This window comes from Falsihalocynthiibacter sp. CO-5D18, assembly GCF_041205445.1.
Classification (GTDB): domain Bacteria; phylum Pseudomonadota; class Alphaproteobacteria; order Rhodobacterales; family Rhodobacteraceae; genus Falsihalocynthiibacter; species Falsihalocynthiibacter arcticus.
On the sequence record NZ_JBGFCF010000002.1, the window covers coordinates 168,558 to 195,334 of the forward strand.

Sequence of the window (26,777 nt, forward strand, 5' to 3'; positions counted from 1 at the left end):
AAATGACAAGCTGTTCAATTGCCCTTGATATCGGAACCGGTTCAACCCGTGCTGCGGCGATGGGGCGAGATGGGCGGGTTCTTAAGGTTGCCTCGCGGGAATATCAACAGATCGTACCCGCCTACGGGTGGTCCGAGCAACGGGCCACCGATTGGTGGGATGCAGCCTGCGCGGCCCTAAAAGAGGTCACCGATTGGACCCGCGTGCATGGGCTCAAGGTCGATGTGTTGGCCCCGTGTGGGCAAATGCACGGAACGGTCATGGTCGACGACGATGGCCATCCGACCCGCCCTAACGTCGCCCTATGGAATGACAAACGCACGCTGGATTATGTGCGGGCCTTTGAAGGCTCGCAGGATTGCGCGGCTTGGTTGCCCTATACGGCGAACCCGCCAACACCCGCGTGGCCCGCGTTCAAATTACAGTGGTTGCGTGATAATGATCCTGATGCATGGGCGCGTTGCAAAACGGTTCTGATGCCCAAGGATTATGTTAATCTCATGCTGACGGGCGAAAGATCGATGGATTGGACGGACGCCGCCTGCTCCTTTCTGATGGATCCGCAAACGGGGGATTGGTCGGATAAGGTGCTGGATGTGCTTGGCCTTGACCGCGCGCGCATGGCACCGATCCGGTTGCCAACCGAAATCTTGGGCCATGTGACCAATGCCGCTTCGGCGGCCACGGGCTTGGCACAAGGGACGCCTGTTCTTGTTGGGGGCGGGGATTTCCCCATTGCCTTGCTTGGCTCTGGGGTGTCGCGCCCCGGTCTTGCGTCCGAAGTGTCTGGGACGTCCTCCATCATTACTTTGGTCACGGAAAAGCCCGTGCTTGATCTTGAGATTAGTAATATCGGCACGCCCGGTGGCAATTGGGGTGCCTTTGTGTTGCTTGAGTCTGGCGGCGATGCTGCACGGTGGGCCCGTCGGGTTTTCCATGACAATGAGCTGTCCTATGCCCAAATTATGTCAATGGCCAAAGAAGCGGCCCCGGGGTCGGACGCGCTGTTTTTCCTGCCCTATCTTGTGGGCGAACGTCTGGGCAAACACCGCAACAGTCGCGCGCAATTCTTTGGCCTCGCAGCAGGCCATGGGTTGCCACAAATGCACCGTTCTGTGCTGGAGGGGGTTGGTTTTGCCGTCAATCGCCACCTGCAGGTATTGGAGCGCGCTACGGGTACACGGCCTGAAATGTTGATCGCATCGGGCGGCGGTGCCAAAGCTGATCTTTGGTTGCAAATCAAGGCTGCCATCTATGATCGCCCCATCCTGATCCCAGAAGAAGCCGAATGTGGCTTGGTTGGATGTGCAGCTCTCGCTGCGGTCGCCACAGGGAACGCGTCTGACCTAAACGAGGCTTCTCGGCAAACCGTGCGCCACGCGCGTGAGGTGCATCCAGACCCCCGCTGGGTTGACCATTATGCCCAAATGCAGCCCGTCTTTGATCGGCTCTATACGGTTAGCCAACAGTTCTACGACGATCTTGACGCGCTGGCCGCCCCCGCAACAAAGGACCCCCTATGACGACCTCCTATATTGACCGTTTTCGATTGAATGGCCGCACGGCCCTTGTGACAGGTGGCGCACGCGGAATTGGGCTTGCGACCTGCGAAGCTTTGGCACAAGCGGGTGCGCGCGTTGTGCTGACTGACCGTGACGGAGACGAGGCCGAAGCCGCAGCGCAGGGACTCGTCGCAAAGGGATTGAACGTTTGTCATGATATTCTCGAGGTCACGGACTCCTCCGCCGTCAACGCCTTGGCTTCCCGCCATCCAGAGGTCGACGTTCTGGTCAATAATGCGGGTATCGCGCGCTCAAACATTCCCGCCGAGGGGATGAGCGACGACGAGTGGCTATCGGTTGTGGATATCAACCTCAACGGGTTGTTTTGGTGTTGTCGTGCGTTCGGGAAACCGATGCTGGAGGCAGGGCGCGGAAGCATCGTTAATGTTGGGTCCATGTCAGGATTCATCGTCAACAAACCGCAAGAACAAGCGCAATATAACGCCTCCAAGGCTGCGGTTCATCAACTGACCAAATCACTGGCGGCCGAGTGGGCCCCGCGGGGTGTGCGGGTGAACGCTGTTGCACCAACCTACATCGAAACGGCCATGAATACTTATGTTTATGATGATGCCGACCTCTTGCGCCACTGGGTTGGCGGCACGCCGCAGGGCCGCATGGGCCGCCCGGACGAGGTTGCGTCGGTGATATTGTTCCTCGCATCCGAGGCCGCAAGCCTAATGACGGGGTCGGTTGTGCTGGCAGACGGAGGGTATACCTGCTGGTAACTTTGTCAGTGCTTTGAATTTGGCATAGAGAGACCAGCAAGAATTTTCGTTACGCTCAGGCTCCAAATAGCCAAACTTTTGGGAGTTGACGTTTTTTACTTTCCCATTCTGACTGACGGCAGTGCGCAAAGCTGGGCCGGCCAACCTGTCGGGAACAAATCGCATCAAACTGCAGGCTCCGCGCAAGCTTGTTTCAGGGGCCATTTGCGCGGCGGTCATCCGACCTAGATCAAGACTGGTTCGCGCTCGAGAATTGGGCGATCCGCGGATCGTTCAAAGGCGCAGAGCCGGAAAAATTCGATCCATAGTTTGCAGACATCGTGTCACTCAAGCCAAGCAAAGTGGCCGCTCTACACACATTATAGAGCGCCAATTCGCTCCGTCGACACTATTGGCTACTTTATCTGAAAGCGGGGTGCCGCTTCCCCAATGAGGAAGAGAGCCACGCCTTCGGGCCAAGGCTTCCAGTAATTAGAGAATAGTATAAATTGCCTCGTTTCGGATTTGCCAGCCGCCGTCCGTTCCCATTATTGGGTTCGCCGCAATGTTCTTTGACACCCCAATACTGCTTTTGGAAACAAAATAGTGATTGATAGCGCTACTTGTCGCCACGCAAAACAGCAAGGTTGATCCATCGACGCCGGGATATGCAGTCAACTTACCAGTTGTGTCATACTCCGCGACCGCATTATTTCCATTGGCCGCGAGCAAATCACCATAGGCTGCCCGCTGCGAAGTATCTTTATTGGTGTCTACGTGCCCTGCCGTTAGGGCGCCACCCTTCTTAAAGAGGGTCATGACGCAACCTGTAAACTCACCGCTGATTACTTCCTGCCCGCCAAGGGCCACTTGGTTTATCATGCCCGAGCGATACGGAAGAATCCGTACAGCTTTCATCTTCCCCTTATCCTTACGCTGCGAGGCGTCGAAGAATTCGATCACCATGGACCCGCCGACTGGCACAACTCTGAAGCATCCATCAAACCCGGGGCGACCGGAATTTACCAACTCAGCTAGTCCCATCAACTTGGTGCCTTTGTTCAAATATCCGCTTAGCATTGTCCACTCCTGTTAAAAAAAGCCCTCTAGGTGTGAGCGGGGGTAGAGCACTCCGAACAACATGCGCGTCTTGTCATTACAAAACAAGTTTTTATCTTTGTTCGTAGAGCCGTCGTCCCTTCTACAGTGCCTCCTTCGAGCCAACATCTTGCGCGTGGCAGGCGTCGGATTTCGTGGCTGCAAAAGCCCGATCGGTTTTTGATTATGGTTACTAATAAGGGGGGGGTGGAAGGCTGTCAGTCACAGTTTAAAAAGGGTGTGATTGCGGCCAATATTGGTCAGGCGTGGCATCGGTGTATGCCATAAGTCCAATACTGCGTGTTTTGACCGTGCGCGGCGATGACGCGCACGGCTTCTTGTGCGTATTTACTCAGGATCGGCGGCAAAAGGCATCGTGCCGATCCGCAGGAACGAAGCATGGTCCCCGCCCGTGTGGATCACGTGCCGCCCGTGGTTGTCAGGCACGAGGTTCTCGGTGCCTGGCATCGCGCCGCCCAAGGTGTTGTAGCCACCCACGATCAGCCGCAACTGTTGACCTGCATAAAGCAGCAGACCCGTTGGAAAGAGGTCAAAATCAAGCGCTACGATCTCTCCGCTGGCCAGTTTTTCGACACGGTCGAAACTGTGGACCGGCACGTCGTCGGTGGTTTTGTCCGTATCGAGTTGCCGCATTGAGGCCCGTAACCGCCCGTTTGACCCCTTGTAACTCAGGATCGAGGCCCCCTCACGGGTCATCTGTTGCATCTGTGGGCTTTTGTTCGGGATTGTGATCTGTTCCATCAAGCGCCCATCGGCGTCGAGCTTTTGCAAAAGTACAAAGATGTCCATGTCGTTAGACCCATCTGCTTGCGCGAAAAGACGTAGACGCGGGTAGCCAATGAAGGCGGTGTCTTTCTCTACGGTCATTGCAAATTCCACGCACCCATCTTTGGTGGTCGCGTCGTAACTTGCTGTTGCAGCAGAGGGTGCCTCGGTTCCCAATGTGCTTGTGCTTGCATCTAGGAAATATTGCGTGGCGACCGCCTGCTCGGGTGGGAATTGTGTTGCGGGCAGGTTGGTACGGTCAGCGCCTTCCAGATCGTGCAACGTGTATCGCACTGTTGGGGTGTCCTCCCAGCCGTTGTCGACATCCTTGAGGAAACGGTCAAAGAACCGCAGCAAGTCTGCCTGATGTTCCTCGATATAGTAGTCGGGCCATTCCATAGTGGCGTGGATGCGCAGCCATTTCTGCGTTGATCCCATGTCACGCCATCCGCGGAACGTGCCGGGGGTGTGGATCGAGTTGGAGTAGCTTGCCACCACATAAGCGGGGACGTCGATCTTGCTAAAGTCGGGGGCACGCTGTTCCCACAATTCATCGCGCAGCGGATGGGCGTCTGCGTCAAGGATCAGGTCTTCACGCTGGTTTTTGCCAATGTAGGCATTGCGCAGGGTTTTAGAGAACCCATAGTCGGGGATACCGCCGCGCAGTATGAGATCGCGGTAGATGTCGCTCATGCCTTCCCAAGGGGCGATGGCGGCTAGATGCGCAGGGCGTTCTGCGGCCATGAACCATTGCGAAACCGTGAGGTATGAATTGCCCGAAGCACCGACCTTGCCGTTGCTCCACTCTTGCGTCCCGCACCATTCTACCAAATCGTGGAAATCTTCACCTTCACGGCGGTTCCACCAACGGGCATCGCCCTCAGAATTATAAGTGCCGCGCGGATCAGGCTGGCAGACAGCTTAGCCTTTGGCGCACCAGTATGCGGGATCTGGCCCCTCAAATTTCTGCAAACCTGACAGAATACTGGGGTCCATGCCCAAAAGGCTGAATAGATCGTCGTATTGAGGGGCGTTGCCACAGCTTTTGCCGTAAGGGCTCCACGCAACAATGACGGGCACTTTTTCATCAGATACAGGCCGCAGCACGTCAGTGTAGATTGTGGTGCCGTCGCGCAGGGTCACAGCTACGTCTTTATCCAAAATGATATCGACGGGCAGGGGAGCGAACTTATCGCTGACGCGAAAACCCTTGGGTAAAGTCACCGAGCCTGCGGCAAAGCCACTGAATAGCCCTTGGCGGGTTGCGTTATCTGGCAGAGCGGGCAGATGTGCGAATGTAATATCTTTCATGGCTTTAACCTTTCCATGTGGCCGATCGCCGATGAACCACTTTTGGTCATCTGTTGGAGCCCGGCCGGTTTTGGGAGTCACGCTTTCCGTCGTTACGGGGTGGAGCGTGAGCTGGATCTGCGTTATATCAACGTTTGTAGGTATAATGAATTCACCACAGGAAATCAACGGTTGTTGATATTTCGATCTAACAGACGGTAATTGATATGAAAAAGCCTCAAGATACTTCACGCCTTGGTCGCAGGTCCGGACCAAACACAACCCGAAATGACGTGCTTCAGGCAGCACAAACCCGATTCGCTCAGGACGGTTTTAGCGCGACTTCTATCCGAAAGGTTGCGGCCGATGCAGGCGTCGATCCCGCGCTGGTAATGCAGTTTTACAAATCGAAAGACGGGCTATTTGCGGCCAGTCTTGCCCTGTCATACGAGGTTCAAGATCGCATCGCTGCCGCATTCGACGGACCCAAGGAACGTTTGGGGGAAAGCCTGACCCAAACCTTTCTAAGCTTGTGGGAGGAGAGCTCCGACACCGAGGCGCTGATGGCCACGCTGCGAGGGGCGACGTCGAACGACTTTGCCGCCGAACAACTTCGAGAGTTCGTTCAGGTCCGACTTTTGTCCGTTATTGGCCCAAAATTCGGCGACGGACAAGAAAGTGCGAGACGTGTAGGGGTCGTGATCTCGATGTTGATGGGTCTGGTGCTGACCCGTGATATGATCGGCATCCCCTTGGTGAAGAGCCTGTCGCGCAATGAGATTGCAACCATGATTGGTCCGTCAATTCAGAGCATTCTTGAAGGCCAGTGACATTGCGGTCATTTGTATATGGCTCTCGTTAAACGATTGAGCAATGCATGGTGACGCTCAGATGACCTCTGATAGGTCAAAACAGGCCCAAGGATTCGGCTTAGGCTGATAGTGTGCGGCGTTGATCCCCGCATTTGTTAGAGGTGTACGTGGTCGGGGTTTTTGGGTCCAAGGGCGGCGTAAACAAAGAGAGAGTTTGGCTCATCAGGTTGGTTTCATTATGCGGCGCGTTGTCTGTGATGCAAGGGGCGCGCTTCGAGCGTCTTTCGTTTGATCCTTTTTCGGTGATGCAAGCATGCCCTGCCGGTCAAAGGGTAACGCTGGTGATTATATTGATCGACGAAGGCGTCGATTAGCGCTTCGAGATCGCCGGGCAGGAAGTGGTTTTCTAGCAGGATGCGGTTCTTCCGGGCTTGACGCCATCACCCCACTAGCCCGGCGGTCGCAGCTTGCGGCGATGAGAGGGGGTCTTGTCCTGTGTCTGGGGATGATAGGCTTCGGAGCCCCCCGTGATAGCAGAGTTTTTCACATTTAGTTTTTGCCTGCAGCGTTAGAATTCCGCGTCGAATCGACTGTATCGCTGAACTCTGATGCATGACGAGACCAACGCTCCATGAGTATCCGTCGCTTATCCAGCAAGTCTGATCGCGCGTAAGCCCTCTCTACATCCGAGCCAACGCGATGCGACAAGCTCATTTCAGCAACTTCGCGCGGCACGTTCGCCACCTCAGAGGCCCAATCCCTAAATGTAGACCGGACCCCATGCACAGTGACACCTTCAATGGCTCGATGATCGCCAGAATTTCATCTGTCAACGGCACGCGGTGTGCTTCGTCAGTCTTCATCCGTTCTGCGGGGCAGGTCCAAAGGCTCTTCAAAGTCGACTTCCTCCCAACGCAAGCCTAGGACCTCGCTCGCTCGTGATCCTGTCAGGCAGGTAAATATTATCGCTTTTGCCGCCATCGCCTTGCGGCCTTTCAGGACGGATTAGAAGGTCGGCACATCTTTCCAGTGCATCGCACTGTGGTGCTTGGGTTTGGCTTTCCCCTTCGGCAGAGCCTGTGCATCTCTAATAACCGTGACTGGGTTCTCTCCCGACCGAAACCTTTTTGATCGCGCGACGTCCAGAACAATCTTGATCCGTTGCGTTAAGCGTTTTGCGGTTTCATGATTTTCTGTCCAAATCGGCGCAAGGCACTTCATCACTTCAGGCTGTTCAATCGCATTAATCGGCATTTGTCCAATCTTGGGGAAGGCGTCGTCGTGCAGCGTATTAATCCACTGCTGGCCGTGCTTGGCGTTCTTCCAAGCTGGAATGCGTTCGATGTGAACTTGCTGAGCAACTTCCTCGAAAGTTGGTATCTTCCGAGCACCGTTAAAGCGGGGGTTCAAGCCCTGCTTTGCCATCCGACGATATCCCAGTGCCCGCTCGCGCACATGGTTTAGAGTCACAATGTCAGCGCCGCCCAATCCAAAGTCAGTGCGCAAAGGGTCACCCTTTTTGTTTTTCTGACCTTTAACAACGACGCGGACAATCCAGCGCCGCGCGCCGGACGGGGCGACAACAAGATAGAGGCCGCCGCCATCACCGTGACGCCCAGCATGAAGGTTTTCCACTAGCTTCTTAGTTAGTTTGCCAGTTAGAGCCATTTCAAAAATACCACATTCCATACCACTTAAAGAATGAGTGCGAGCATCATCGACAGAAACTCAACATAAAGCTATATTGATGTTTTTCCAATGAAATAAAGCAAAAGGGTCGCCCAAGGCGACCCACTATAGTCGTGCAAAATTGTATGGTGGCGGAGACGAAGGCCGCCAATATTGGAGTGCAGTGTTTGGCAAGAGGTCGGATTAAGCCTTTATTCTAAAGTGCTTTGTATTTTAGCCTGTCGCTGCCCATTGCAACCTGTCGCAATCCTTCTTACAATTTATGGCGGGTAGGAAAAGGGGTATGCGATGCCACGGATAGCGAACGAACTCTCCGCACTAGAAGTAAGGCGTCTTAAGCATCTCGGCAAAGGACGGAATGTAACCTTTGCGGTAGGTGGCGTGTCCGGACTTTATCTACAAGTAACCCCGAATGATGGACGTACGTGGCTTTTGCGTGCAAAAGTGGGTGATATTCGCCGTGAAATTGGCTTGGGTGGCTATCCCGATGTGACCCTAGCCATGGCGCGAGAACGCGCCAGAGACGCAAAAGATCAGATAAGGCGCGGCATTGACCCTGTCGAGGAACGCAAAGCGGCCAAGGCATCGCTCATTGCCGCCCAACGCCGCGGCCTGACTTTCGCTGATGCCGTGGGCGAGTATCTTGCTGCCAAGTTAGATGCATTCAAAAACCCTAAGCATCGCCAACAGTGGCGCAATACCCTTACGACCTACGCATTACCCCAAATTGGGTTTATGCTGGTGCAAGACATAACCGTGCAAGATATTCTGCGCGTATTAGAACCCATATGGCGGAGTAAAACCGAAACAGCCTCTCGCCTCCGAGGGCGGATCGAGGCAGTTTTATCGTGGGCGACGGTGGCGGGGCATCGCGCAGGCGACAACCCAGCGCGATGGGCTGGCAACCTGAAAGAGCTTCTGCCTGCCCGCTCAAAGGTTGCAAAGGTGGGCAATCACCCTGCTTTGCAAATTGATGATGCTCCGCGCTGGCTTGCAGCCCTGCGCGAGCGCGAAGGAATGAGTAACCGCGCCCTTGAGTTTGCAGCCCTAACCGCTACGCGGAGCCAAGAGGTGCGCGGGGCGCGTTGGGATGAATTTTGCACGGAAGCCGGTCTCTGGATCATCCCCGCCGAACGCATGAAAATGGATCGCGAACACCGTGTACCCCTCTCTAAATACGCCCTGCGGCTTCTCGAAGTTCTTCCCCGGTTCGAAGATAATACGTTGGTGTTTCCCGCGCCGCGCGGGGGCGAGTTATCCGACATGAGCCTCAGCGCAGCGATGAAGAAATTGCACAAGAAAGAAATTGAAACCGGTGGCATAGGCTTTTTGGATCGAGTAAGTAAGCGCCCAGCCGTGTCGCATGGTTTGCGCAGTACCTTCCGTGATTGGGTGGCCGAGCGCACGCACTATCCAGGCGAGATGGCAGAACTTGCTTTGGCGCACCGGATATCCAACTCCGTCGAAGCATCCTACAGGCGAGGCGATATGATCGAGCGGCGGCGCGCGATGATGACAGAGTGGGCCGCGCATCTACGTGGTCAAGATGCTACCGCTGCCCAGGTGGTCAATCTGATATGAAGCGACCGATCAATTATGATGAGGCTGTTCAAAAAATCTACGATCGAATTGCAGACCACAAGAAAGCAAACTTGGACTGGAACTGGCAAGATTCAACGGATGATAAATCTATACTGAGAAGTATTCTGAGTCTGAAAGGTGCGTGGTATCTTGAAAACGACCGCGCCTTTGTGTTTGAGAAGTCACTTAGTGACCGAACTTACTACGACATGTTGCGTTATACGTTGGCGGAGAAAATCTATCGTTCTCTCAAACTTGAGGCCGACGAAGCGGCTTGGGCGGCAGAAGCTCTGGCTGGAGAACATGACACTCCAACCTATTCATCTCGCGCCTATACCGCCCATGACGGTGTCAGAAAATTCGGACTTCACACCTTTGTGGCGAACTGTGTCCATGTTCTGAGACTACGGGGTCTAAATCACCATCCGGCATGCGATGCCGTTGCAAAAGCGTGCGCCAAACACAATCTCGATATCCGGTCAGCCCATACGGTCAATGATATATGGAAAAAATACAAACCACAGTCCTACCGACGCGAACGCAAGGATAGGGGGTCATAAGCCCCTTGCTTGCTGCCCCGCGATCTTAAAACTGCTACGCAATAGGCTGCATCCAATGACAATTCTTTGGAGCACGTCGCATGCGAGAAACTTATCTATCCGACATTCAAGTAGCCGCCCGATATGGTGTTCATAGATCCACGCCATGGCGATGGGCAAAATCTGAGCTAAAGTTCCCCGCACCCATCACTCTATCGCCAGGCTGCACGCGGTGGCCACTTTCCTCGCTCGTGAACTGGGAGGCTTCAAAATCGGTCGCTTCCCCAAACAACTAATGGACGCCCGAACGTTCACCCGTAAACTAAGTGGTCAGTGGCGCAATGGTCGAGGACAAGCCCCGTGCCCCGTTTGCCAGCCCGAACGCCGCCGAGATCAGGTGGGTCTTTCTATCGGGCAGGCAGGCGATAAACTCTTGCTTTGGTGCTTCAAGAGCGGATGCAGTTTTGTCGCGATTGCCAAAGCCGGAGAGGCTGATCTGGGCCGAGTGCAAATCAAATTTAAAGAGCAGTCCAAAAATGAGCAGCAGCAATCCGAGTATCGGGCTGTTCAACTAGCGAAAGCACGGTCAATCTGGGGTTCGGCCAAGCCGATAGGCGGATCAAAGGCCGAAGCATATTTGCGCGCGCGCGGGATAACATGCGACTTGCCGCCCTCGCTCCGCTTCTTGCCCGACATATATCATGGCCCGTCAAAGTCGTGGTGCATAGCGATGGTGGCAAATGTATCGACTGGCGGCATTCATCGGACTTATTTCGACAAGCGGGATAACCGCCTGACGGGAAATACAAAAATGATGCTCGGTCCATGTGCTGGTGGCGCGGTTCGGCTTTCCGAAGGCCCTGGACCTCTTGTCGTGGTCGAGGGTATCGAAACGGGACTCTCCTTAATTTCTGGCCTCCTGAGAAGCCCAATGACGGTTTGGGCCACCCTTAGCACCTCGGGAATGAAGGCGCTTAAGTTGCCTTTTGAGCTCGGCGAATTGATCGTCGCAACCGATGGCGATGCACCGGGACGCGAAGCTGGCAACAAACTAGCGCATCGTGCTTCACGTCTTGGCTGGCGGGTTTCATTGATGCCCGCCCCAGACGGCCAGGATTGGAATGACGTTCTACGCGACGAGGAGAGGCCATGATCGACGATCCTCCCCCAGCCCTGCCATTATTGACGGAGCGCGCCAAATCGCTGCAACGTCAGTTTGTGAGTTATGACGAGATCGAGCCACGTCTCGACAACAACTACCTCGTGCAAGGCTGGCTTGGAACAGGCGGACTATCAATCCTCTATGGACCCAGCAACTCGGGTAAAACCTTCGTTGCTATTGATTTAGCTGTGCATGTCGCCAGTGGATATCAATGGCATGGGAACACGGTGCGCCCTGGCCCGGTGATCTATATCGCTGGTGAAGGTGGACCAGGGATACTCAATCGGTTCGCTGCAACTCGTAAAAAATACCCAATGCTCCGAGCCAATTCTGGACTGCATCTTCTACCAACGAATCTTGACCTCTTCGCCCCTAACGACGCCTCGGAGCTGTGTTATACTATGCCTGTTGATGGGGCGGCGTTGATCATAGTCGACACGATGGCACGCTCGATGGGTGCTGGTGATGAGAACAGCGCCCGTGATGTTGCCCAATTTGTCAGCAGCTGTGACTTCATCCGAGAACGCACAGGGGCGCATGTGCTGATCGTCCATCATACAGGCAAGAACGTCCAAGCTGGTGCCCGTGGATCCTCCGCACTACGGGCGGCGGTTGATACGGAGATATCCATTTTTGACCACAAAATTTTCAGCACGAAACAGCGGGACATGGAAATTTCAAAACACTTGTTTTTTGACCTGCAATCGGTCGCACTCGGCGTTGATCAGGATGGTGTCTCAGTGACAAGCGCCGTCGTCGTTCCTGCGGACCCTCCGACCGGGAAAGCCAAGGAACTTTCTCACCGCGAAATGGTCGCGTTTCAGGCACTTGAAGAAATATTGGAATTGCACGGCACAACTCAAAGTGGCGAGACCATGCCGAACAACCGAAACGTGGTGGAGGTCTTTAGGTGGCAAATTCAATGCAAGGAGAATGGCCTTGCTGGTCCTGGGGCCTCTAAAGATGCCAATCGCAAGGCCTTCGGTCGTGCCAAAAAATCTCTGCTTGAAAGAAACTTCATCGAGGCCTCTGGTGAATATGTTTGGAAAGTGCCGCACGATGACTGATCGGGCCAAGAATATCCGACCAGACAGCCGGACAGCTGGACACACCTGAAGGTGTGTGTCCTGTCCGTCCGCTCGAAGATGTCTCACGGACAAGGCCGTATTGTCCGGGACATGTCCGCTTTTTCCCGTCGCTTTGGGACGGAATATGAACGATGAAGAGTGGCGAGAAATCGGTGAATGTGTGCTATTCACGCAGATAAACACGACGGGAGAAAACCGGACCTTCGCCGCATCTGCGAAACCGAAGAAAGTCCTCGACGAAAGCTGACATTGCAGCTGAAGCTCACTCAAAAGGGCTTATGCGCTTAAGATTGCATGTCTGGCCGAGCTATACTAACGTCACCAAATGGCGAGCGAATGGGCAGATTTTCTTAATCCAGATGTACTTCGAACTCGGTTCTTGCGAACAGGTTTGTTTCTCGTTGCTCATGAGATGCTGTTGAACTCCGTCAAAGATCGGCCACACGACTTCTTCTCAGATACTTGGACTGCCACTGACGGCTGGAAGTCGAGCCCAAAATATCGTAAGAATGTCTTGTCTCTGGACCCTAAAGGCAAGAACGATCCTTTACGGGCGAGCATCGCGTGGCTTCGACAGATAGGGGCGATCGACGAATATGATGAAATTACTATCCGGGAATTGACAGAAGAACGGAATCGTCTGGCTCATGAACTCCGGAAGGTGCTCGGTGGCACACATAGGCATGATTTCGAAAACCTTTTCCCTAAACTGATTTCACTTGTCGCCAAAATTGAAAGATGGTGGATCGTGAATGTCGAGATAGCAACCGACCCGGACCTAGCGGGGAAGGAATTCGACGAGGACGGAGTAACTCCTGGTTCAGTCATCTTGTTGCAAGTGCTGAACCAAGTTGCTCTTGGCAAGGATGAAGAGGCGTGGGCGCTCTACCACGAGTTTATATCCGCGAATGAATATAAGAACACCTAAATGCCTTGCACTCCAATGAGAGTACGAAGCAGTAGCGTGGCCTAAAGTTCTAAATTTTCCCTGCCATCCAAAGTCAGCTTTTGAAAGCTGCAGCGGAGCGATTTTCAATGGATGGCAGCTTTGGTCCGTTCGTTTCATTCAACAGTAAAGGGTGGAAAGCAGAAGTTCGCTGCGTTTGCGACAGGACGGACGGAACACCGAAAAGTTGACCTTGACTGCGATCGAGGTACTTCGGGCATAGTCCACAATCTGATCTCAGTCGTCTGGATGCATGCCGCCGATCCCTTTACATTGTCGGAAAACGATATTGATTTGCTGGCAAGGTGCTAAAGTGGAATCGTATTGTAATAGAAATTTGGAAAAGAAATGAGATTCGTCGAACGGGGCCCATATATTCCTGATCAGTTATTGGTGGCGAGAGATAAAGGTGAAGTGGTCTTTTTGTGTGGTGCTGGGGCTTCTTACCCTGCAGGCATGCCGACGTTTAAGGGGCTCACGCAACATGTACTTGATGAATTGGGGACGCCGGAGGACGCGAAATCACGGCAGCTTTTTAACAAATGGTTATTGCCCAATGCAGACGAAAACTCCGCCCCCTCATTCGATGGCATTTTTAACCAACTTTATTCTGAATATCCTCACGGAGAAGTGGACTATTGCGTCGCCCAGAAACTGAAGAGCAACCCAGAAGCCAACTTGAGCGCGCTGTCAATCGCAGTGTAAAAAGGGACCAGATCGCGGCGTAAAATTGGTCCACTGAGTTCTCGGATATTCTGCGCTTTGGTGCGCGTGCCCCCAAATAGCTAACGCGTGCCAAAGCGCATGTTGGCCCATGGGCCAACATTGTTCTGATCTTGATGTGTTTTGATTACTGGCGGTTCTTACGACTGTGTTTGAGCCTATAGCTTTCGCCGTTCATCTCAAGGATGTGGACGTGATGTGTCAAACGATCCAGCAAGGCTCCCGTGAGCCGCTCAGAGCCAAAGACTTCGGTCCATTCATCAAAGGGCAGGTTTGAGGTTATGATGATGGAACCACGTTCGTAGCACTGCGAGATCACCTCAAAGAGCAATTCTGCGCCAGATTTACTCAGAGGAACGAAGCCTAATTCATCAATGATCAACAGATTCTGGCTCGTCAGTTGCTTTTGCATGCGCTGCAATCGGCGCTCATCTTGGGCTTCTATCAGATCATGAACCAAGGCTGCCGCCGTCGTGAACCGTACTTTCAACCCTCTTTGGCACGCGGCTAATCCAAGTCCTAAAGCTATGAACGAAATCGAGACGCCCGCTTATGAACTCCACTTCAAACGGCTCTGTGATGAGTTCCCGCGTTGGTCTGGTCGGATAAGGCGTGACCCCAAGCCAAACTGAAAATTCATAAATCACTTTCGGTGCATCGGCAGCAAGGTCCGCACCGTGTGAATGCGACTTACCACAGATTTCGCGAACGGCAGAAATGCGGGCTGCATCCGCAGCACTCGTAACATGTGCTGGATGGCCGCTTTGGGCCGGAAGCAGCCAATGCATCGCCGAATACATTTCAGTTCTGGAGGCGGTTACCTTTGCACAATAGGGTAATCAAAAACACTAATGTATTGCTTTTTTGGTATGTGAGGCTAGCCTGCTGATAGGTAATATGCAGCAACCTTTCTTGGAGATTTATCATGGCTGACGGCTTCGGATTTTTCGATATTTTCTTTTCTATCTTTTGGATATTCCTAATGGTCGCGTGGATCTGGGTGATGGTCGGCATCGTTTCAGACGTATTCCGCAGTGAAGACCTAAATGGCCTCTCTAAAGCTCTATGGATTTTGTTTATTATTGTTGTTCCATGGCTCGGTGTTCTGTCTTATTTGATTGTCCGCGGCGATAAAATGCAGGTACGCAATCAAGCAGCGATGAGTGATATGGAAAAGGCACAACGTGAATATGTTCGCGGTCTTGCCAGCGTTTCTGCGGCAGATGAAATAGAGAAGCTTGCAGCCCTGAAGGAAAGCGGAGCTATAACTGAAGCGGAATTCTTAACCCAAAAATCAAAGGTTCTTGCTGCCTAGTTTGCATTTAGAAATGCAGCGATCTCTGGTGCTGCTGAAGTTCAATAGGGTCGTTATACTTGATCGGAGGCCTGTTTTACGCCTGTAAAGCTGGCCGCATTATAAAGCTCGAATGAAAGATCGGCTGGGCAGTTGCCTTACATAAATTGACGACAGGAGGGACTCAAAATGTATGATTGGATCAAAATATCGGTTCTCGCCGCCGCTCTAACTCTTTCTCAACCCGTGTTTGCGCAAGATTGCCCTGCCTCAGAAAATCGGGACATTGAGAAGAATACGTTGCACGCCGAATTGCTTGCCGCCCCTAAAGAAATGCTTGCCCGCCCGATTTCAGACCAACTGTGGATGATCTGGAACACTGCACCGGATGCCCGGTCGCAACAGTTGCTTGATCTTGGGCGTGAGCAAATACGCTACTCGGACTATGATCAGGCGGTAGAAAATCTTACCGATCTTGTAGAATACTGCCCCGACTATGCCGAAGGCTGGAACCAACGTGCTTTTGCTCACTTTCTGCGCCATGACTACGATGCTGCACTTGACGACATTTCAGTTGTCCTAGAACTTGAACCGCGCCATTTTGGTGCGCTCGCAGGTCGCGCGTCGGTTTTAATCAGCACGGGTAGAACCGATGTCGGCTTTCGGTCCTTGCGCGATGCTATGCGTATCAATCCATGGATCAGCGAGCGCCACATGTTACCACCAGGCGAAGATATCTGAGGGTACGCACACGATCAAAACCGCCCTCGATTGGGGCGGAAGTTTTTTCACTCGACGGCACTTCTCTACCGCAATCAGGCTCGAGTTTAGAGTTGAGAGCAGAACAAAACTGGCGGGATTAGCCTAAGTGTCAGATTTTCCGATATGTTTGACTGAAGATGATTGCAATTTTAAACGTGCGCATGTCCTTTGCCGAGACTGGTCGAGCTAGCATTAGTGTCTGAACCCTTGGTTCCAGTAAATTGGCTGCACCTATTGTTTCTCTCACACAAGCGCCCGTGTTCATATGCGGCATTCGGCACTGCGGGCGTAGAGCCACCATTCGCGGCACCTTGCGTAAAGGTCTGATGGGCGGAATTTGCAGCCGTTGACGTCCATGATGATACAAAAAATTGAATGCAGTCCTAGCCCAGCCTGACCGGAGAACAGCAACGTGGTAGGATTTGAAAACCTTCCACAGTGCCGTCATGAATTGCATTTGGTTCAGAACGATTGCAGTCTTTTAAAGAGAGATGATGTATCCCACCGACCGCCACCCATCTTCTGAACATCCTTATAGAACTGGTCTACCAGCGCCGTGACGGGTAAGCTTGCACCATTCTCGTCGGCTGTATCAAGACAGATACTAAGATCTTTGCGCATCCAGTCAACTGCAAAGCCGTGTTCAAAATGATCGGCCAACATGGTCTCGTAGCGGTTGGACATCTGCCAACTGCCGGCGGCGCCCTGGCTAATCACTTCGATCACCTCTTTGCCGTCTAGGCCGGCCTTCGAGATAAAGTGCATGGCTTCCGAAAGTCCCTGGACCAGCCCAGCAATCGCAATCTGGTTGGCCATCTTGGTCAATTGACCCGCACCGCTTTGGCCGATCTGGCGGCACATTTTGGAGTAGCTGGTCATCACCGGTTCAGCGCGGTTGTAATGGTCATCGTCGCCGCCACACATAATTGAGAGCTGCCCGTTCTCAGCCCCAGCTTGACCACCGGACACAGGCGCATCGACGAAGCCCACGCCAATGCGTTGCGCCAACGCATAGAGTTCGCGGGTGACCTTAGCCGAAACCGTAGTGTGATCTACGAATATCGTGCCCTTCGCCATGGTCGCAAATGCGCCGGTCTCGCCCAAACAAATGGCGCGTAGATCATCGTCATTGCCGACACAAGCCATGACCACATCAGCACCATTTGCGGCGTCCGCTGGTGTCGCCGCGCTTTTGCCGCCGTGTTGCTTGACCCAAGCCTCGGATTTGGCAGGGGTGCGGTTATAAACTGTCACGTCATAGCCGTCTGCCTGAAGGTGACCGGCCATTGGATAGCCCATCACGCCAAGGCCAAGGAATGCAATTTTAGTCATGAAAATGTCCTAACGGATTACAAAAGATCAACGGGCGTTTTCCCTTTAAAGAAAGCGTCAAGATTGTCCAAGGCGCGAAAACCCATAGCGTCGCGAGTTTGTCGAGTAGCGCTACCGATATGGGGCAACATGAAGATGTTGTCATGGGCCGCAAAGGCGGGGTTGCCGCCGGGCTCTACCTGAAAACAATCCAAGCCTGCGGCCGCGACCTTGCCGGTTGCTATGGTGGCGAGCAAGGCGTCCTCATCAACCAAGGCGCCGCGCGCTGTATTCACCATGACGGCCCCGTCTGGAAGCAATGCAAAGCGCTCGGTGTTCATCATGTTGGTTGTTTCCGGTGTCGCGGGGCAATGCAGCGACAGAAAGTCAGCAACACCCAAAAGGCTCTCGACGCTACTATGATAAGTTGCGCCATAGGCTTGGTCTGCGGTCAATTCAGAGCGGTTGAAATAGTGGATATCCATATCGAACCCACGCGCTTTGGCCGCAAAGGCGCGGCCAACGCGCCCCATGCCGATGATCCCAAGGCGCGCACCAGTGACTTGCTTGCCGACCATGAACGCGGGCGACCAACTGTTCCAAGCACCCGTGCGAACAATACGGTCCCCAGCGACGGCGTGACGGGCAGCGCCCAACATCAGTAGCATCGAAAGCTCTGCAGTGGCGTCCGACAGCACGTCGGGTGTGTTGGTAACCAAAATACCGTGCTCTTTGAGGGCAGGCAGGTTACAGTGATCTACGCCAACAGAGTGGTTGGCGACAATCTTCAACCGGTCACTGAACTGCGCCACGACATCCGCGCTAAAGTGTTCTGAGTGGCAGGGAATGATCGCGTCAAAATCTGCACTGGCGGCAATCAATTGATCCGCCGTGCCCGGGTTATCCTCGTGGTTGATGACCACATCATAATCGCGACTGGCCCGTTCAAGCGTGGCGTCAGACAAGCGGCGGGTGATCCAAAGGCGCTTCTTACTCATTTTTTACGAACGCATTCGTCCCAGAAGTCATAAACAGCCATACCGCAGACCACGATCGCGATAATCATGAAGGGCAAACCGCCGTAAAATCCGGCGAAGCCGGTAGAGATGGACTTCGAGAGTCCCCCGATAAAGACGCACAGAATTGTGGTGCCTATCAGGCCCATGATGAGTTTAGTTCCATATGACATGACGTGTCCTTTCCTATGCGGGGTCTTCGATAAGCTGGGTTTGTAGCCAACGCGCAGTGCGCAGCAGGCGGTCATCTTTTTCAGCGGGACCAATCAACTGAACACCAATGGGGAGGCCGTTTTCCCCCACCAACAATGGTAGGCTCACGCAAGGTAGCCCTGCAAGCGTCCAAAGGGTACAGAAGATCGGATCGCCGGTTCCTCCGCCAAATTGAGGTGCTTCGCCCGCAGCAGACGGAGCGACGATCGCGTCAAATTCGACGAAGAAGTCCTTAAAGAAAGCTTCAGCAGAGGCTTTGACGCCCAATGCGTCTTCATACTCGGCCTTAGTAACCTTCCGTCCACGGGTAATGACGGGTTTCAGGGTCTCACTCAAAGCGTCCCAATGGCCGTCGAAAATATCCTTTTGGTGCATGCAAATCTCATATTCATGGATTCTCGCTTGGACAGCCACCAGATTGGACAGCGTGTCGGCAGGGTCCATTCGCGTGACTTGTGGGCCCAAGATGTCGAGCACTGCATCCATGCCTTCGCGCGCGTCGGCACTCATTCGGTCATAGAAGGGCAGATTGAACCACACCAAATCAGGGGGCACTGGAGCGTCGGCACCTGCTCCGTCCAGCATATTTGGACGAGGTCGCGCAAAGCTGGCGGCATCGCGGCTGTCGTAGCTGCTGATCGCGTCCGTGAGCAAGGCCACATCAGCAAGGGTTCGCCCGAAGCAGCCGACTTGATCCAGCGAGACAGAAGTTTGTAAAAGCCCATCCCGAGAGATAACGCCACGTGTGGGTTTGAACCCGAATGTGCCACAGAAGGAGGCCGGGCGAATAACCGAGCCGTTGGTTTGGGTGCCCACTGCCAAGGGCACGTGATGGGCGGCAACAGCAGCAGCCGACCCGCTGGATGAACCACCAGGCGTGTGGCCCGCGTTGTGTGGATTACGGGTTTCATTGGCGTGAACAAAAGCCAATTCAGTCGTAACCGTTTTGCCCATGATAACGGCACCGGCCTCGCGCAATTGTTCTACCAGCCGGGCGTCACGCTCGGACCGACGCCCTTTGAAAATTGGCGTGCCGCGTTGGGTCGGCATGTCCTCGGTATCGATGATGTCTTTCAAAGCAACCGGAATACCGTGCAGTGGTCCCTTAGCGAGGCCCGCCTTATCGATCCGGTCACATTCTTCAGCCTGCGCAATAGCTGCGCTTGGGTCTAGATAAGTCCAAGCGCGGATATTGTCATCCGTCGCGGTAATCCTCTCGAGGCAGGACTTGACCAGCTCCACTGAGGAAAGGCGACCCGCAGCGATAGCAGCCAGTGCTTCGGTTGCAGAGAGTGTGTATGAGTCTTTGATCACGGGATGTAGGTTCCAAACAGGTAGTCAGGGAACCATAGCGCAATACCAGGGAACTGGTACATGAGCACCATCGTCAGGATCACAATGCCTAAGTAAGGCATGATCCCTCGGAAAATATCCATCAGCTCAATTTGGTCCTTCAACACCCCTTTCAGATAATACGCCGACATGGCCATTGGCGGTGTCAGGAAGGAGGTTTGCAGGTTCAACGCCACGAGCATCGCGAAGAAATAGGGGTTCACCCCAAAGACTTCGAGAAGCGGCAGGAATATTGGTACGAAGATGATCAGGATTTCCGACCACTCAAGCGGCCAGCCCAATAGGAAGATGATTACTTGCGCAAGCACAAGGAACTGCCAAGGCTCTAGATCCATGCCGCCGACCCAGTTCGCGATAAGGTCGTGGCCCCCAAGGTAGGAGAAGACCGAGGCGAAGGTCCAAGAGCCGACAAAAAGCCAACATACCATTGCAGTTGCTTTGGCAGTCAGGAATACACTTTCCTTGAGTTTCAACCAACTCATTGACCGGTAGAGAACCGCAAGAACGATACCGCCCAATGCGCCCATTGCCGCCGCTTCTGGGGGTGTTGCAAGGCCGCCCAAAATTGAGCCTAGGACCAGTGCAATCAGCACGGTCAACGGCACGAAGCTAACGAGCAAATTCCAGTAGATTTCACGCGGTGGAGGGACGTCAACCAGGTTTGGCTTTGGTGCCAAAGAGGGTGTGATCCAGACCCGCACAATGACATAGACAATATAAAGACCTGCCAGCAACATTCCTGGGAACACGGCTGCAGCGTAAAGCCGCAAAGGCGACAGATCTGCGATAGCCGAGTATACAATCAACATGATTGAGGGCGGGATTAGAATACCCAATGTGCCGCCCGCACAAATAACACCAGCTGCAAAACTTTTATCGTAGTTTGCGTTTGCCATTGCGGGGAAAGCCAGCAAACCCATCAGAGTAACAACCGCGCCCACGATACCGGAGGCTGTTGAGAAGACCGCGCAGGTTAAAAGAGCGGCAATAGCCAGAGATCCCGGCAAGTTGCGCGCCGCCTGGTAGAGCGAGAAGAACAGCTTATCGACGATATTAGCCCGCTCCACCACGTACCCCATGAACAGGAATAGGGGTATAGCGACTAGCGTCGGGTTCTCCATAACTGAATAGGTGTTTTGGTTGACTAAGTAGAAGATATTATTGTTAAAAATATCTGCCACGCTCTCGATCGCGTTACCTTGGTGGTAGGCGTAAAAGCCGAAAGCGACGCCCATCGCGAGCAATGTAAAAGCAATTGGAAAGCCAAGTAAGACGAAGACAATAAATAGTCCAAGCATCATCAAGGCGACTTCTGGGTTTGTCATCTTTTTATCTTTCTAGAAGCGTCAAGGGGCTTAGGTTCGCCAGAAGCGAAGGAAGAGATCTCATCAAGATCAGCCTCAGTGAGCAAGTCTTCAGTTTCTTTTACATCCGCAAGCCGTTCAGGCCAGACACCGGTGCGCATGGCCATGACACAGCGGACGAGTTCCGCGATACCTTGGATCATCAGCAACCCACCGGAAAGAGGAATGAGGGATTTAAAGAAGTAAATCTGGATGCTCGCGGGGCTGTTGAAGCTGAATTCTTTGTAGCGCCAACTGTCGGAAGCAATTTCGTACCCGAACCAGACCAGTGCGATGATGCCGGGAAAAAAGAATAGAAAGTATAAGACGAAATCCATACCTGCCTGCACCTTAACGGGCCAAAGGCGGTAAATGACGTCTGCGCGCACGTGAGTATCTTGGGCGAGAGCGTAGGCTCCGCACATCAAGAACAACGCACCATACATTTGAACCATCATATCAAATGCCCAAACAGTTGGCGCATTCAGCACGTAGCGCACGAACACTTCGTAACAAACAGAGAGTGTTAAGATAAGGATGCACCATCCAAAGGCGCGCCCCACCCAAAGGCTCAGGCCTTCAACAGCGTGAACGAATTTCATTAAATCTTTGTTCCTATCTTTTGCGCAGCGATCACTGCGTCCGCTCCCCAGAGCGTTTGTGTCCCCGGACGTGTTTTGCGCCCGAGGACTTTGTCTTCACGAACGGTCAGATCAACCGAAGTAATGCTTGTAGGCCAGCTTGTAGTCAGGCTGGTTCAAGTTCAGGTAGTTCATCACGTCTTTGGCGTAGGCCTTCTGCGACTCCATCACCTTCGCGAAGAAGGGGTCGGATTCGGCAAGACGGTCCGTCACTTTGTCCCAAGCCGCAAGCTGCGCTTCCATCACGCTGTCAGGCGTGCGGTAGACGTTTACTCCGTCAGCTTCTTGCAATTTCAGAAGGTCATCGGAGTAACGCTTGGTATTGCCCCAGTAAAAGCCGGAATTTTCAGCCATGGATGCGTTCTTGATGATTGCCTGATGCTCAGGTGATAGCGCATTAAACTTATCTTTGTTGATCGTAACTTCAAAGAACTCTTGGCTCTGGTGATAAGAAGCCAAATGGTAGTGCTTGGACACGTCTTGCATCCCAAAGTCACGGTCAGATGTTGGGTTGTTAAACTCAGCCGCGTCAATCAGGCCGGACTTCATTGCGGGCTGAATTTCGCCGCCTGGAAGTTGCACAACAGACATGCCCATTTCCAAGAGAACGTCAGCAGCCAAACCAACAGTACGGTACTTCAGGCCGCTCATTTGGCTTGCGTCCTTAATTTCTTCTTTGAACCAACCCAAAGGTTGCGCTGGCATTGGAGAGTTGAAGAAAGACACAACGTTTAGGCGCAGTTCAGACATTAGTTCGTCAAACAGCTCTTGGCCTCCGCCTGCGTGAACCCAACCCAGAACTTCTTGGCTGGACCAACCAAAGCATGGGCCGGTGCCGAACAACGATGCCGCTTTGGACTTACCGTACCAATAAGCAGGCACATAGTGCGCTGCGTCCAGAACGCCGCGGTGAACCGCGTCTTGCATCTGGCTTGTTTTTACAACTGAGTCGACTGATAGAACGTCGATTGTCAGTGAGCCACCGGACATCTCGTTTACACGAGCGGCGAAGGATTGAGCGTTCTCAAGGAAAATACCGCCGCCCCAGGCAGCTTGCATCTTCAATGTTGTGCCGTGGCCGTCGGCAATAGCTGGTGTGGCCAATGCGGCGGCGCCTACAACGGCAGAGCCGCGCAGAAATTTTCTGCGGTTCAGAGTATTCGTCATGCTTCCCTCCCAAGGAATTTCATGCGGCCCAATGTCTTTTGCCATGTGACTCGCATTTATTTTTCAGAACTTGGTCCGTGACGCGCAATAATATGAAGCTAGGCTCCTCCCCAGGTTTCATAAGCGCTCCCTATCCCCCGCTCCTGAAGATAACCATAGGCGTAGAGCCACTTCGATCAAGAGGGTCTTTTTGGGATGCGGTTTATCTCTTCGCAGTCTTCAAGCGAAGATGACTCCTGCCTGAACGTGATCTTCGCTATACCTCTGAGCATTCAGAGACCCGTTACCGTATGGACAGTACCGCATGTTTTAAAAGGGAAACCGCGAGCCGTTTGCTTTGATAAGTCTCAACTTTTTTTGGGGGGAGGGGGAGCAGAAACGCTGGTCATAAAAGGGCCCTATTAAACCCCCGAAAAAAGTTTTCGAAAGGCGGTGAATGATCGATATGTATACATTTCTGCAAAATTTTTTGGACTGAAATGCGATTGCCGAAAATCATTTTGCCCGAATCACTTGTATTCCCGAATATCTGTATACAGTGGCCATTTTGGCGCTTGGAATTGCGCAAAACTTCTGAGGGCGAAGCATGACAAAGGGACATCTTAGCCGACTCGACACAGCGCTCCTTGGATTGAGGTCGCTGATCTTGGGGGGAAGCTTCTCCAAAGGGCAACGGTTATCGGAAGTCGCCTTAGCTAAAAAGCTGGAAATATCCCGCACGCCGCTTAGGCAAGCCATGGACAGGTTGGTGGCCGAAGGTCTGCTGGAGCGCATTCAGACCAGGGGCTGCCGAGTTGCAACCTTTACCAAAGACGACATTGCCGACGCCATTGAAGTGCGTGGTATGATTGAAGGTGCCGCGGCGCGATTGGCCGCAGAACGTGGTGTGACAGCTGACTTGTTGGCACAGGCGGAGGATGCTCTGGACAAAATAGATACCGCGCTTAACGGAACGTGTGATCTGGACTTCGCTCAATACGTCAAACAAAACGCTCGGTTTTACGATCTTTTGGCAAGGTTTCCAGCCAGTCAGATTGTCCAGCGTGAAATCGAACGCATAAGCCTTTTGCCGTTGGCATCGCCCTCTGCATTTCTGAGTGATCAGGCCATGATCCCTGATTTCCAAGATTCACTGCGATATGCCCAACGGCAGCATCGCGCCATCCTAGACGCGATCTTTAATGGCGAAGGCACCCGCGCAGAAGCGCCGACACGCGAGCACGCACGGCTGGCGTTAGTAAATTTTAACTACTTTAATGAAGTTGAACCAAAGCTCGTCAATGAAGTGCCAGGTTTGATGTTGGTGGCTCCAACATGACTGTGAGTCCCGTCGACAGATAAGCTTCGATCGCAGACTTGGAGCCGGCCCCATAACCAAGCTATCGACACAGACGAACGGCAAATCCTAGCCGAAACCCCGTGAACCTACCGCACACCCTGCCTGTGCTGTTCTCTTTGGGCGCCATAAAGCGCCATAGTTCTAAACAGCAATTCCACTAAGGCGCTCCATGTCATCGGGCAAGTTATGGCAGCAAGAAGAATGCAAAGCCCGTTCTCTTCAAAACAAGAGCCCCCAAAGGATTGGCACAAGCAAAGCTGTCGCCACGGCGTTGAGGCCCATGGCGAGCCCCGAGAACGCCCCCGCCGTTTCATTGACCTGCAATGCCCGCGCTGTCCCTATGCCGTGGCTGGCGGTGCCTATGGCCAAGCCACGGGCGCTCCAGTCCTTGACGCCGATCAGATTGAGCAGCATGGGACCGAACATTGCTCCCAAAATCCCCGAAACGATCACCATCACCGCAGTGAGTGACGGGAGGCCGCCCAATTCCTGTGAAATAGCCATTGCGACCGGTGCGGTCGCGGATTTTGGCGCGATCGAGGCAAGCAAAACCTCCGAGCCCCCAAAGGCCCATGCGGTGCCCACAGATGTGAGGATCGCAACCAACGATCCCGTTAAAAGGCTCACTCCAATGGCCAGGGCCGATCTGCGCACCTTATGCCAATGCCGGTATAACGGAATTGCCAGTGACACCGTCGCCGGCCCGAGCAAAAAATGAACGAATTGCGCCCCTTCAAAATAGGTGCCGTAGTCCGTTCCGCTAATATACAAAACCGAAACGACCAGAATAACGGCGCCCAATACGGGATTGAGCAAGGGGTTGCGGCCGCCTTTTTCAAACATCCAACTTGCCAACTGAAACGCGACAAGAGTCAACGTCAGATGAAAAAGTGGCGATGCATTTAAGTAAACCCAAGTTTCTTGAAGACTATGCATCTGGGTTCGACCGATTAAGCCACCGCATCATAAGGGCTGTCACAATGATGGTCATAACCGTGCTCACGACAAGGGCAGCGCTCAAGGGCAGCAACGCGTCGCCGAGCAGCTTGAAATGCATCATCACGCCTGTACCAGCAGGTACAAAAAGCAGCGACATCGCTCGCAGCAACCCATCTGCGGTCTTTCCTAAGCCTTTGGGAACTTCTCCTCGAAATAAAAGCAAAAGGAAGAGAAACAACATCCCAAGAACGGGGCCCGGAATTGAGAGGGAAAGCGTACCAGCAACAAGTTCTCCCAGCAGTTGGCAGACCAATATAAGCGTGAAATAACCGATCATCGTTTCCTCCAAACACGCGTTTACTCTTTCATTGGGCTGAATGTAGGTCAACTAGGCCATTGAGTCATTTTTCGTGCGTTATGGAAAAATGCAATGATAGTGTGGGTTCACTACAGACCGACGAGAAAAGCGGGCTCTGAGCACAAAATCCGGACTATACCGGACATCCAAAATTTTAAGGCTATAACGCGATAGTACACCAAATGCGCTCTGACATTTTCACGTGCAAAACTATGGCGCGGTTCGCGATACCTCAGGGCCGAAAGCTGACTTTTGTGCGGCCAGAGCAATCCTTCGGGTCGTTTTGGACACCAAAGGTAGCGTTGCTCAATGCTAACTTCGCGAAGGTGATTGTCAGTCGGAAGATAAGTATTATGTGTGTTCAAGATAAAGACAAACTGGAGGACGGTAAGTGACTATATCGATGGGCGACAAAGTGCCAGAAGCGACATTCCAAATCTTTGGCGCCGAAGGGCCATATGAGGTAACGACAGAAGAGGTTTTTGCTGATAAACGCGTGGCGGTTTTCTCGATGCCAGGTGCTTTCACTCGAGGGTGCAGCACGGTGCATTTACCGTCGGTAATCGCTTCGACGGAGGCCCTGAAGGAAAATGGACTGGACGACGTAGTGATCCTCTGTGTCAACGACCCCTTCGTTATGCGTGCCTGGGGCGAGTCCACCGGTGCTCATGACGCCGGAGTGCGGATGCTGGCAGATTCCAGCGCGGCTTTCACAGAAGCGTTTAACCTGACTTTTTCGAACCCAGAGACTGGGCTTTTGAACCGATCACGGCGCTTTTCTATGCTTGTCGAGAATGGTGTCATTACGATCCTGAACGTCGAGCCAGGACTTGAGATAGCCTGCTCAACTGGCGAGGCGCTACTGGATCAGCTTTAGGTGGCAGAAAGTCGTCCGTACTGGCCATTTTGCGTTTTTTATTCTTAACTCGTATAACGCGGTGGCCACAAACGGTGACGGGTAGCACAGAGGTCTGCTATGCGGGGTGATTTCAATCGGTCGACGCAACACTTTAATCTTTTTGGAAAGATGGAGTGTTTATGATGAAGTATCGCACACG

The 26,777-nt window shown here is 53.2% G+C and carries 28 protein-coding genes and 3 pseudogenes; 13 read left to right on the forward strand and 18 right to left on the reverse strand.

Annotated features, from left to right (window positions below):
- Positions 1-2: 2 nt before the first annotated feature.
- Positions 3-1,523, forward strand: coding sequence for an FGGY-family carbohydrate kinase (locus AB9F27_RS03320; protein ID WP_369757549.1), 1,521 nt, complete (start codon positions 3-5; stop codon positions 1,521-1,523).
- On the forward strand, positions 1,520-2,290 hold the full coding sequence (locus tag AB9F27_RS03325; RefSeq protein ID WP_369757550.1) for an SDR family NAD(P)-dependent oxidoreductase: 771 nt from the start codon (positions 1,520-1,522) through the stop codon (positions 2,288-2,290). Before AB9F27_RS03320 ends, AB9F27_RS03325 begins: the two co-directional genes overlap by 4 nt.
- A 471-nt stretch (positions 2,291-2,761) precedes the next feature.
- Here AB9F27_RS03325 and AB9F27_RS03330 read toward each other — a convergent pair whose 3' ends face one another.
- The 4 genes and pseudogenes from AB9F27_RS03330 to AB9F27_RS03345 all read right to left on the reverse strand — a co-directional run bounded on the left by AB9F27_RS03330 (position 2,762) and on the right by AB9F27_RS03345 (position 5,464).
- Complete coding sequence (locus tag AB9F27_RS03330) at positions 2,762-3,349, reverse strand: hypothetical protein (protein ID WP_369755086.1); 588 nt, start codon at positions 3,347-3,349, stop codon at positions 2,762-2,764.
- A gap of 366 nt (positions 3,350-3,715) precedes the next feature.
- A complete protein-coding gene (locus AB9F27_RS03335; protein ID WP_369757591.1) occupies positions 3,716-4,591 on the reverse strand; it encodes a CocE/NonD family hydrolase C-terminal non-catalytic domain-containing protein in 876 nt (291 codons plus the stop codon).
- A 222-nt stretch (positions 4,592-4,813) separates the two neighbouring features.
- Positions 4,814-5,059, reverse strand: a pseudogene (locus AB9F27_RS03340) (CocE/NonD family hydrolase); the annotation flags it as partial.
- A 15-nt stretch (positions 5,060-5,074) separates the two neighbouring features.
- On the reverse strand, positions 5,075-5,464 hold the full coding sequence (locus AB9F27_RS03345) for a hypothetical protein (protein ID WP_369757551.1): 390 nt from the start codon (positions 5,462-5,464) through the stop codon (positions 5,075-5,077).
- Between the two features lie 206 nt (positions 5,465-5,670).
- Here AB9F27_RS03345 and AB9F27_RS03350 point away from each other — a divergent pair, with 206 nt between their 5' ends.
- Positions 5,671-6,273, forward strand: a complete 603-nt coding sequence (locus AB9F27_RS03350) for a TetR family transcriptional regulator (RefSeq protein ID WP_369755084.1) — start codon at positions 5,671-5,673, stop codon at positions 6,271-6,273.
- Positions 6,274-6,491: 218 nt separating this feature from the next.
- Here the strand turns inward: AB9F27_RS03350 and AB9F27_RS03355 are convergent.
- Both AB9F27_RS03355 and AB9F27_RS03360 read right to left on the reverse strand, forming a co-directional pair.
- Positions 6,492-6,695, reverse strand: a pseudogene (locus tag AB9F27_RS03355) (IS3 family transposase); the annotation flags it as partial.
- Between the two features lie 565 nt (positions 6,696-7,260).
- A complete protein-coding gene (locus tag AB9F27_RS03360; protein ID WP_369757552.1) occupies positions 7,261-7,923 on the reverse strand; it encodes a tyrosine-type recombinase/integrase in 663 nt (220 codons plus the stop codon).
- Positions 7,924-8,232: 309 nt separating this feature from the next.
- Here AB9F27_RS03360 and AB9F27_RS03365 point away from each other — a divergent pair, with 309 nt between their 5' ends.
- The gene (locus AB9F27_RS03365) at positions 8,233-9,525 is read left to right on the forward strand and encodes a tyrosine-type recombinase/integrase (protein WP_369757553.1); all 1,293 of its coding nucleotides are present in this window, start codon (positions 8,233-8,235) and stop codon (positions 9,523-9,525) included.
- Positions 9,522-10,085, forward strand: a complete 564-nt coding sequence (locus tag AB9F27_RS03370; RefSeq protein ID WP_369757554.1) for a hypothetical protein — start codon at positions 9,522-9,524, stop codon at positions 10,083-10,085. The genes AB9F27_RS03365 and AB9F27_RS03370 overlap by 4 nt, the downstream gene beginning before the upstream one ends.
- A 301-nt stretch (positions 10,086-10,386) precedes the next feature.
- Here AB9F27_RS03370 and AB9F27_RS03375 read toward each other — a convergent pair whose 3' ends face one another.
- Positions 10,387-10,614, reverse strand: a complete 228-nt coding sequence (locus AB9F27_RS03375; RefSeq protein WP_369757555.1) for a hypothetical protein — start codon at positions 10,612-10,614, stop codon at positions 10,387-10,389.
- A gap of 180 nt (positions 10,615-10,794) precedes the next feature.
- Here AB9F27_RS03375 and AB9F27_RS03380 point away from each other — a divergent pair, with 180 nt between their 5' ends.
- The 4 genes from AB9F27_RS03380 (at position 10,795) to AB9F27_RS03395 (ending at position 13,965) form a co-directional block, all read left to right on the forward strand.
- Positions 10,795-11,217 carry a toprim domain-containing protein gene (locus AB9F27_RS03380; protein ID WP_369757556.1) on the forward strand — a complete coding sequence of 141 codons (423 nt, stop codon included), beginning with the start codon at positions 10,795-10,797 and terminating at the stop codon, positions 11,215-11,217.
- Positions 11,214-12,293, forward strand: coding sequence for an AAA family ATPase (locus AB9F27_RS03385; protein WP_369757557.1), 1,080 nt, complete (start codon positions 11,214-11,216; stop codon positions 12,291-12,293). Before AB9F27_RS03380 ends, AB9F27_RS03385 begins: the two co-directional genes overlap by 4 nt.
- Positions 12,294-12,732: 439 nt before the next feature.
- A complete protein-coding gene (locus AB9F27_RS03390) occupies positions 12,733-13,242 on the forward strand; it encodes a hypothetical protein (RefSeq protein ID WP_369757558.1) in 510 nt (169 codons plus the stop codon).
- A gap of 366 nt (positions 13,243-13,608) precedes the next feature.
- The gene (locus AB9F27_RS03395) at positions 13,609-13,965 is read left to right on the forward strand and encodes a hypothetical protein (protein ID WP_369757559.1); all 357 of its coding nucleotides are present in this window, start codon (positions 13,609-13,611) and stop codon (positions 13,963-13,965) included.
- A 145-nt stretch (positions 13,966-14,110) separates the two neighbouring features.
- Here AB9F27_RS03395 and AB9F27_RS03400 read toward each other — a convergent pair.
- Together AB9F27_RS03400 and AB9F27_RS03405 are read right to left on the reverse strand one after the other, a co-directional pair.
- Positions 14,111-14,512, reverse strand: a pseudogene (locus tag AB9F27_RS03400) (ATP-binding protein); the annotation flags it as partial.
- On the reverse strand, positions 14,433-14,783 hold the full coding sequence (locus AB9F27_RS03405; protein ID WP_369757560.1) for a hypothetical protein: 351 nt from the start codon (positions 14,781-14,783) through the stop codon (positions 14,433-14,435). The pseudogene AB9F27_RS03400 and the gene AB9F27_RS03405, both read right to left, overlap by 80 nt.
- A 125-nt stretch (positions 14,784-14,908) precedes the next feature.
- Here AB9F27_RS03405 and AB9F27_RS03410 point away from each other — a divergent pair, with 125 nt between their 5' ends.
- Together AB9F27_RS03410 and AB9F27_RS03415 are read left to right on the forward strand one after the other, a co-directional pair.
- The gene (locus AB9F27_RS03410) at positions 14,909-15,298 is read left to right on the forward strand and encodes an SHOCT domain-containing protein (RefSeq protein WP_369757561.1); all 390 of its coding nucleotides are present in this window, start codon (positions 14,909-14,911) and stop codon (positions 15,296-15,298) included.
- A 168-nt stretch (positions 15,299-15,466) separates the two neighbouring features.
- A complete protein-coding gene (locus AB9F27_RS03415; RefSeq protein WP_335585080.1) occupies positions 15,467-16,018 on the forward strand; it encodes a hypothetical protein in 552 nt (183 codons plus the stop codon).
- Between the two features lie 483 nt (positions 16,019-16,501).
- Here AB9F27_RS03415 and AB9F27_RS03420 read toward each other — a convergent pair whose 3' ends face one another.
- From AB9F27_RS03420 to AB9F27_RS03450, 7 genes are all read right to left on the reverse strand, one after another.
- Positions 16,502-17,371: an NAD(P)-dependent oxidoreductase gene (locus AB9F27_RS03420; RefSeq protein ID WP_335585081.1), complete on the reverse strand. Its 870-nt coding sequence runs from the start codon at positions 17,369-17,371 to the stop codon at positions 16,502-16,504.
- A gap of 17 nt (positions 17,372-17,388) precedes the next feature.
- Positions 17,389-18,348 (reverse strand): D-glycerate dehydrogenase, encoded by a 960-nt coding sequence (locus AB9F27_RS03425; RefSeq protein WP_335585082.1) that lies wholly within the window; start codon positions 18,346-18,348, stop codon positions 17,389-17,391.
- Positions 18,345-18,539, reverse strand: a complete 195-nt coding sequence (locus tag AB9F27_RS03430) for a hypothetical protein (RefSeq protein ID WP_335585083.1) — start codon at positions 18,537-18,539, stop codon at positions 18,345-18,347. The genes AB9F27_RS03425 and AB9F27_RS03430 overlap by 4 nt, the downstream gene beginning before the upstream one ends.
- Before the next feature lie 13 nt (positions 18,540-18,552).
- Positions 18,553-19,893 carry an amidase gene (locus AB9F27_RS03435; RefSeq protein WP_335585084.1) on the reverse strand — a complete coding sequence of 447 codons (1,341 nt, stop codon included), beginning with the start codon at positions 19,891-19,893 and terminating at the stop codon, positions 18,553-18,555.
- Positions 19,890-21,257, reverse strand: a complete 1,368-nt coding sequence (locus AB9F27_RS03440) for a TRAP transporter large permease subunit (protein ID WP_335585085.1) — start codon at positions 21,255-21,257, stop codon at positions 19,890-19,892. The genes AB9F27_RS03435 and AB9F27_RS03440 overlap by 4 nt, the downstream gene beginning before the upstream one ends.
- Complete coding sequence (locus AB9F27_RS03445; protein WP_335585086.1) at positions 21,254-21,877, reverse strand: TRAP transporter small permease subunit; 624 nt, start codon at positions 21,875-21,877, stop codon at positions 21,254-21,256. The genes AB9F27_RS03440 and AB9F27_RS03445 overlap by 4 nt, the downstream gene beginning before the upstream one ends.
- A gap of 111 nt (positions 21,878-21,988) precedes the next feature.
- Positions 21,989-23,083, reverse strand: coding sequence for a TRAP transporter substrate-binding protein (locus AB9F27_RS03450; RefSeq protein WP_335585087.1), 1,095 nt, complete (start codon positions 23,081-23,083; stop codon positions 21,989-21,991).
- Positions 23,084-23,669: 586 nt separating this feature from the next.
- Here AB9F27_RS03450 and AB9F27_RS03455 point away from each other — a divergent pair.
- Complete coding sequence (locus AB9F27_RS03455) at positions 23,670-24,401, forward strand: GntR family transcriptional regulator (RefSeq protein WP_335585088.1); 732 nt, start codon at positions 23,670-23,672, stop codon at positions 24,399-24,401.
- A 240-nt stretch (positions 24,402-24,641) separates the two neighbouring features.
- Here AB9F27_RS03455 and AB9F27_RS03460 read toward each other — a convergent pair whose 3' ends face one another.
- Together AB9F27_RS03460 and AB9F27_RS03465 are read right to left on the reverse strand one after the other, a co-directional pair.
- Complete coding sequence (locus AB9F27_RS03460) at positions 24,642-25,358, reverse strand: LrgB family protein (RefSeq protein ID WP_335585089.1); 717 nt, start codon at positions 25,356-25,358, stop codon at positions 24,642-24,644.
- Positions 25,351-25,698 carry a CidA/LrgA family protein gene (locus tag AB9F27_RS03465; protein WP_335585090.1) on the reverse strand — a complete coding sequence of 116 codons (348 nt, stop codon included), beginning with the start codon at positions 25,696-25,698 and terminating at the stop codon, positions 25,351-25,353. Before AB9F27_RS03465 ends, AB9F27_RS03460 begins: the two co-directional genes overlap by 8 nt.
- A gap of 412 nt (positions 25,699-26,110) precedes the next feature.
- On the opposite strand from AB9F27_RS03465, the gene AB9F27_RS03470 reads away from it, so the two are divergent.
- Positions 26,111-26,596 (forward strand): peroxiredoxin, encoded by a 486-nt coding sequence (locus tag AB9F27_RS03470; protein ID WP_335585091.1) that lies wholly within the window; start codon positions 26,111-26,113, stop codon positions 26,594-26,596.
- Positions 26,597-26,777: the final 181 nt, after the last annotated feature.

What these genes read in the sequence shown, in the direction of transcription:
- AB9F27_RS03455 (WP_335585088.1), top strand. Translation starts at nt 23,670, where the DNA reads ATGACAAAGGGACATCTTAGCCGACTCGACACAGCGCTCCTTGGATTG.
- AB9F27_RS03430 (WP_335585083.1), bottom strand. Translation starts at nt 18,539, where the DNA reads ATGTCATATGGAACTAAACTCATCATGGGCCTGATAGGCACCACAATT.
- AB9F27_RS03380 (WP_369757556.1), top strand. Translation starts at nt 10,795, where the DNA reads ATGGTGGCAAATGTATCGACTGGCGGCATTCATCGGACTTATTTCGAC.
- AB9F27_RS03415 (WP_335585080.1), top strand. Translation starts at nt 15,467, where the DNA reads ATGTATGATTGGATCAAAATATCGGTTCTCGCCGCCGCTCTAACTCTT.
- AB9F27_RS03395 (WP_369757559.1), top strand. Translation starts at nt 13,609, where the DNA reads ATGAGATTCGTCGAACGGGGCCCATATATTCCTGATCAGTTATTGGTG.
- AB9F27_RS03345 (WP_369757551.1), bottom strand. Translation starts at nt 5,464, where the DNA reads ATGAAAGATATTACATTCGCACATCTGCCCGCTCTGCCAGATAACGCA.
- AB9F27_RS03335 (WP_369757591.1), bottom strand. Translation starts at nt 4,591, where the DNA reads ATGGGATCAACGCAGAAATGGCTGCGCATCCACGCCACTATGGAATGG.
- AB9F27_RS03440 (WP_335585085.1), bottom strand. Translation starts at nt 21,257, where the DNA reads ATGACAAACCCAGAAGTCGCCTTGATGATGCTTGGACTATTTATTGTC.
- AB9F27_RS03405 (WP_369757560.1), bottom strand. Translation starts at nt 14,783, where the DNA reads ATGTATTCGGCGATGCATTGGCTGCTTCCGGCCCAAAGCGGCCATCCA.
- AB9F27_RS03350 (WP_369755084.1), top strand. Translation starts at nt 5,671, where the DNA reads ATGAAAAAGCCTCAAGATACTTCACGCCTTGGTCGCAGGTCCGGACCA.
- AB9F27_RS03325 (WP_369757550.1), top strand. Translation starts at nt 1,520, where the DNA reads ATGACGACCTCCTATATTGACCGTTTTCGATTGAATGGCCGCACGGCC.
- AB9F27_RS03460 (WP_335585089.1), bottom strand. Translation starts at nt 25,358, where the DNA reads ATGCATAGTCTTCAAGAAACTTGGGTTTACTTAAATGCATCGCCACTT.
- AB9F27_RS03445 (WP_335585086.1), bottom strand. Translation starts at nt 21,877, where the DNA reads ATGAAATTCGTTCACGCTGTTGAAGGCCTGAGCCTTTGGGTGGGGCGC.
- AB9F27_RS03450 (WP_335585087.1), bottom strand. Translation starts at nt 23,083, where the DNA reads ATGACGAATACTCTGAACCGCAGAAAATTTCTGCGCGGCTCTGCCGTT.
- AB9F27_RS03385 (WP_369757557.1), top strand. Translation starts at nt 11,214, where the DNA reads ATGATCGACGATCCTCCCCCAGCCCTGCCATTATTGACGGAGCGCGCC.
- AB9F27_RS03320 (WP_369757549.1), top strand. Translation starts at nt 3, where the DNA reads ATGACAAGCTGTTCAATTGCCCTTGATATCGGAACCGGTTCAACCCGT.
- AB9F27_RS03370 (WP_369757554.1), top strand. Translation starts at nt 9,522, where the DNA reads ATGAAGCGACCGATCAATTATGATGAGGCTGTTCAAAAAATCTACGAT.
- AB9F27_RS03365 (WP_369757553.1), top strand. Translation starts at nt 8,233, where the DNA reads ATGCCACGGATAGCGAACGAACTCTCCGCACTAGAAGTAAGGCGTCTT.
- AB9F27_RS03465 (WP_335585090.1), bottom strand. Translation starts at nt 25,698, where the DNA reads ATGATCGGTTATTTCACGCTTATATTGGTCTGCCAACTGCTGGGAGAA.
- AB9F27_RS03360 (WP_369757552.1), bottom strand. Translation starts at nt 7,923, where the DNA reads ATGGCTCTAACTGGCAAACTAACTAAGAAGCTAGTGGAAAACCTTCAT.
- AB9F27_RS03330 (WP_369755086.1), bottom strand. Translation starts at nt 3,349, where the DNA reads ATGCTAAGCGGATATTTGAACAAAGGCACCAAGTTGATGGGACTAGCT.
- AB9F27_RS03410 (WP_369757561.1), top strand. Translation starts at nt 14,909, where the DNA reads ATGGCTGACGGCTTCGGATTTTTCGATATTTTCTTTTCTATCTTTTGG.
- AB9F27_RS03425 (WP_335585082.1), bottom strand. Translation starts at nt 18,348, where the DNA reads ATGAGTAAGAAGCGCCTTTGGATCACCCGCCGCTTGTCTGACGCCACG.
- AB9F27_RS03420 (WP_335585081.1), bottom strand. Translation starts at nt 17,371, where the DNA reads ATGACTAAAATTGCATTCCTTGGCCTTGGCGTGATGGGCTATCCAATG.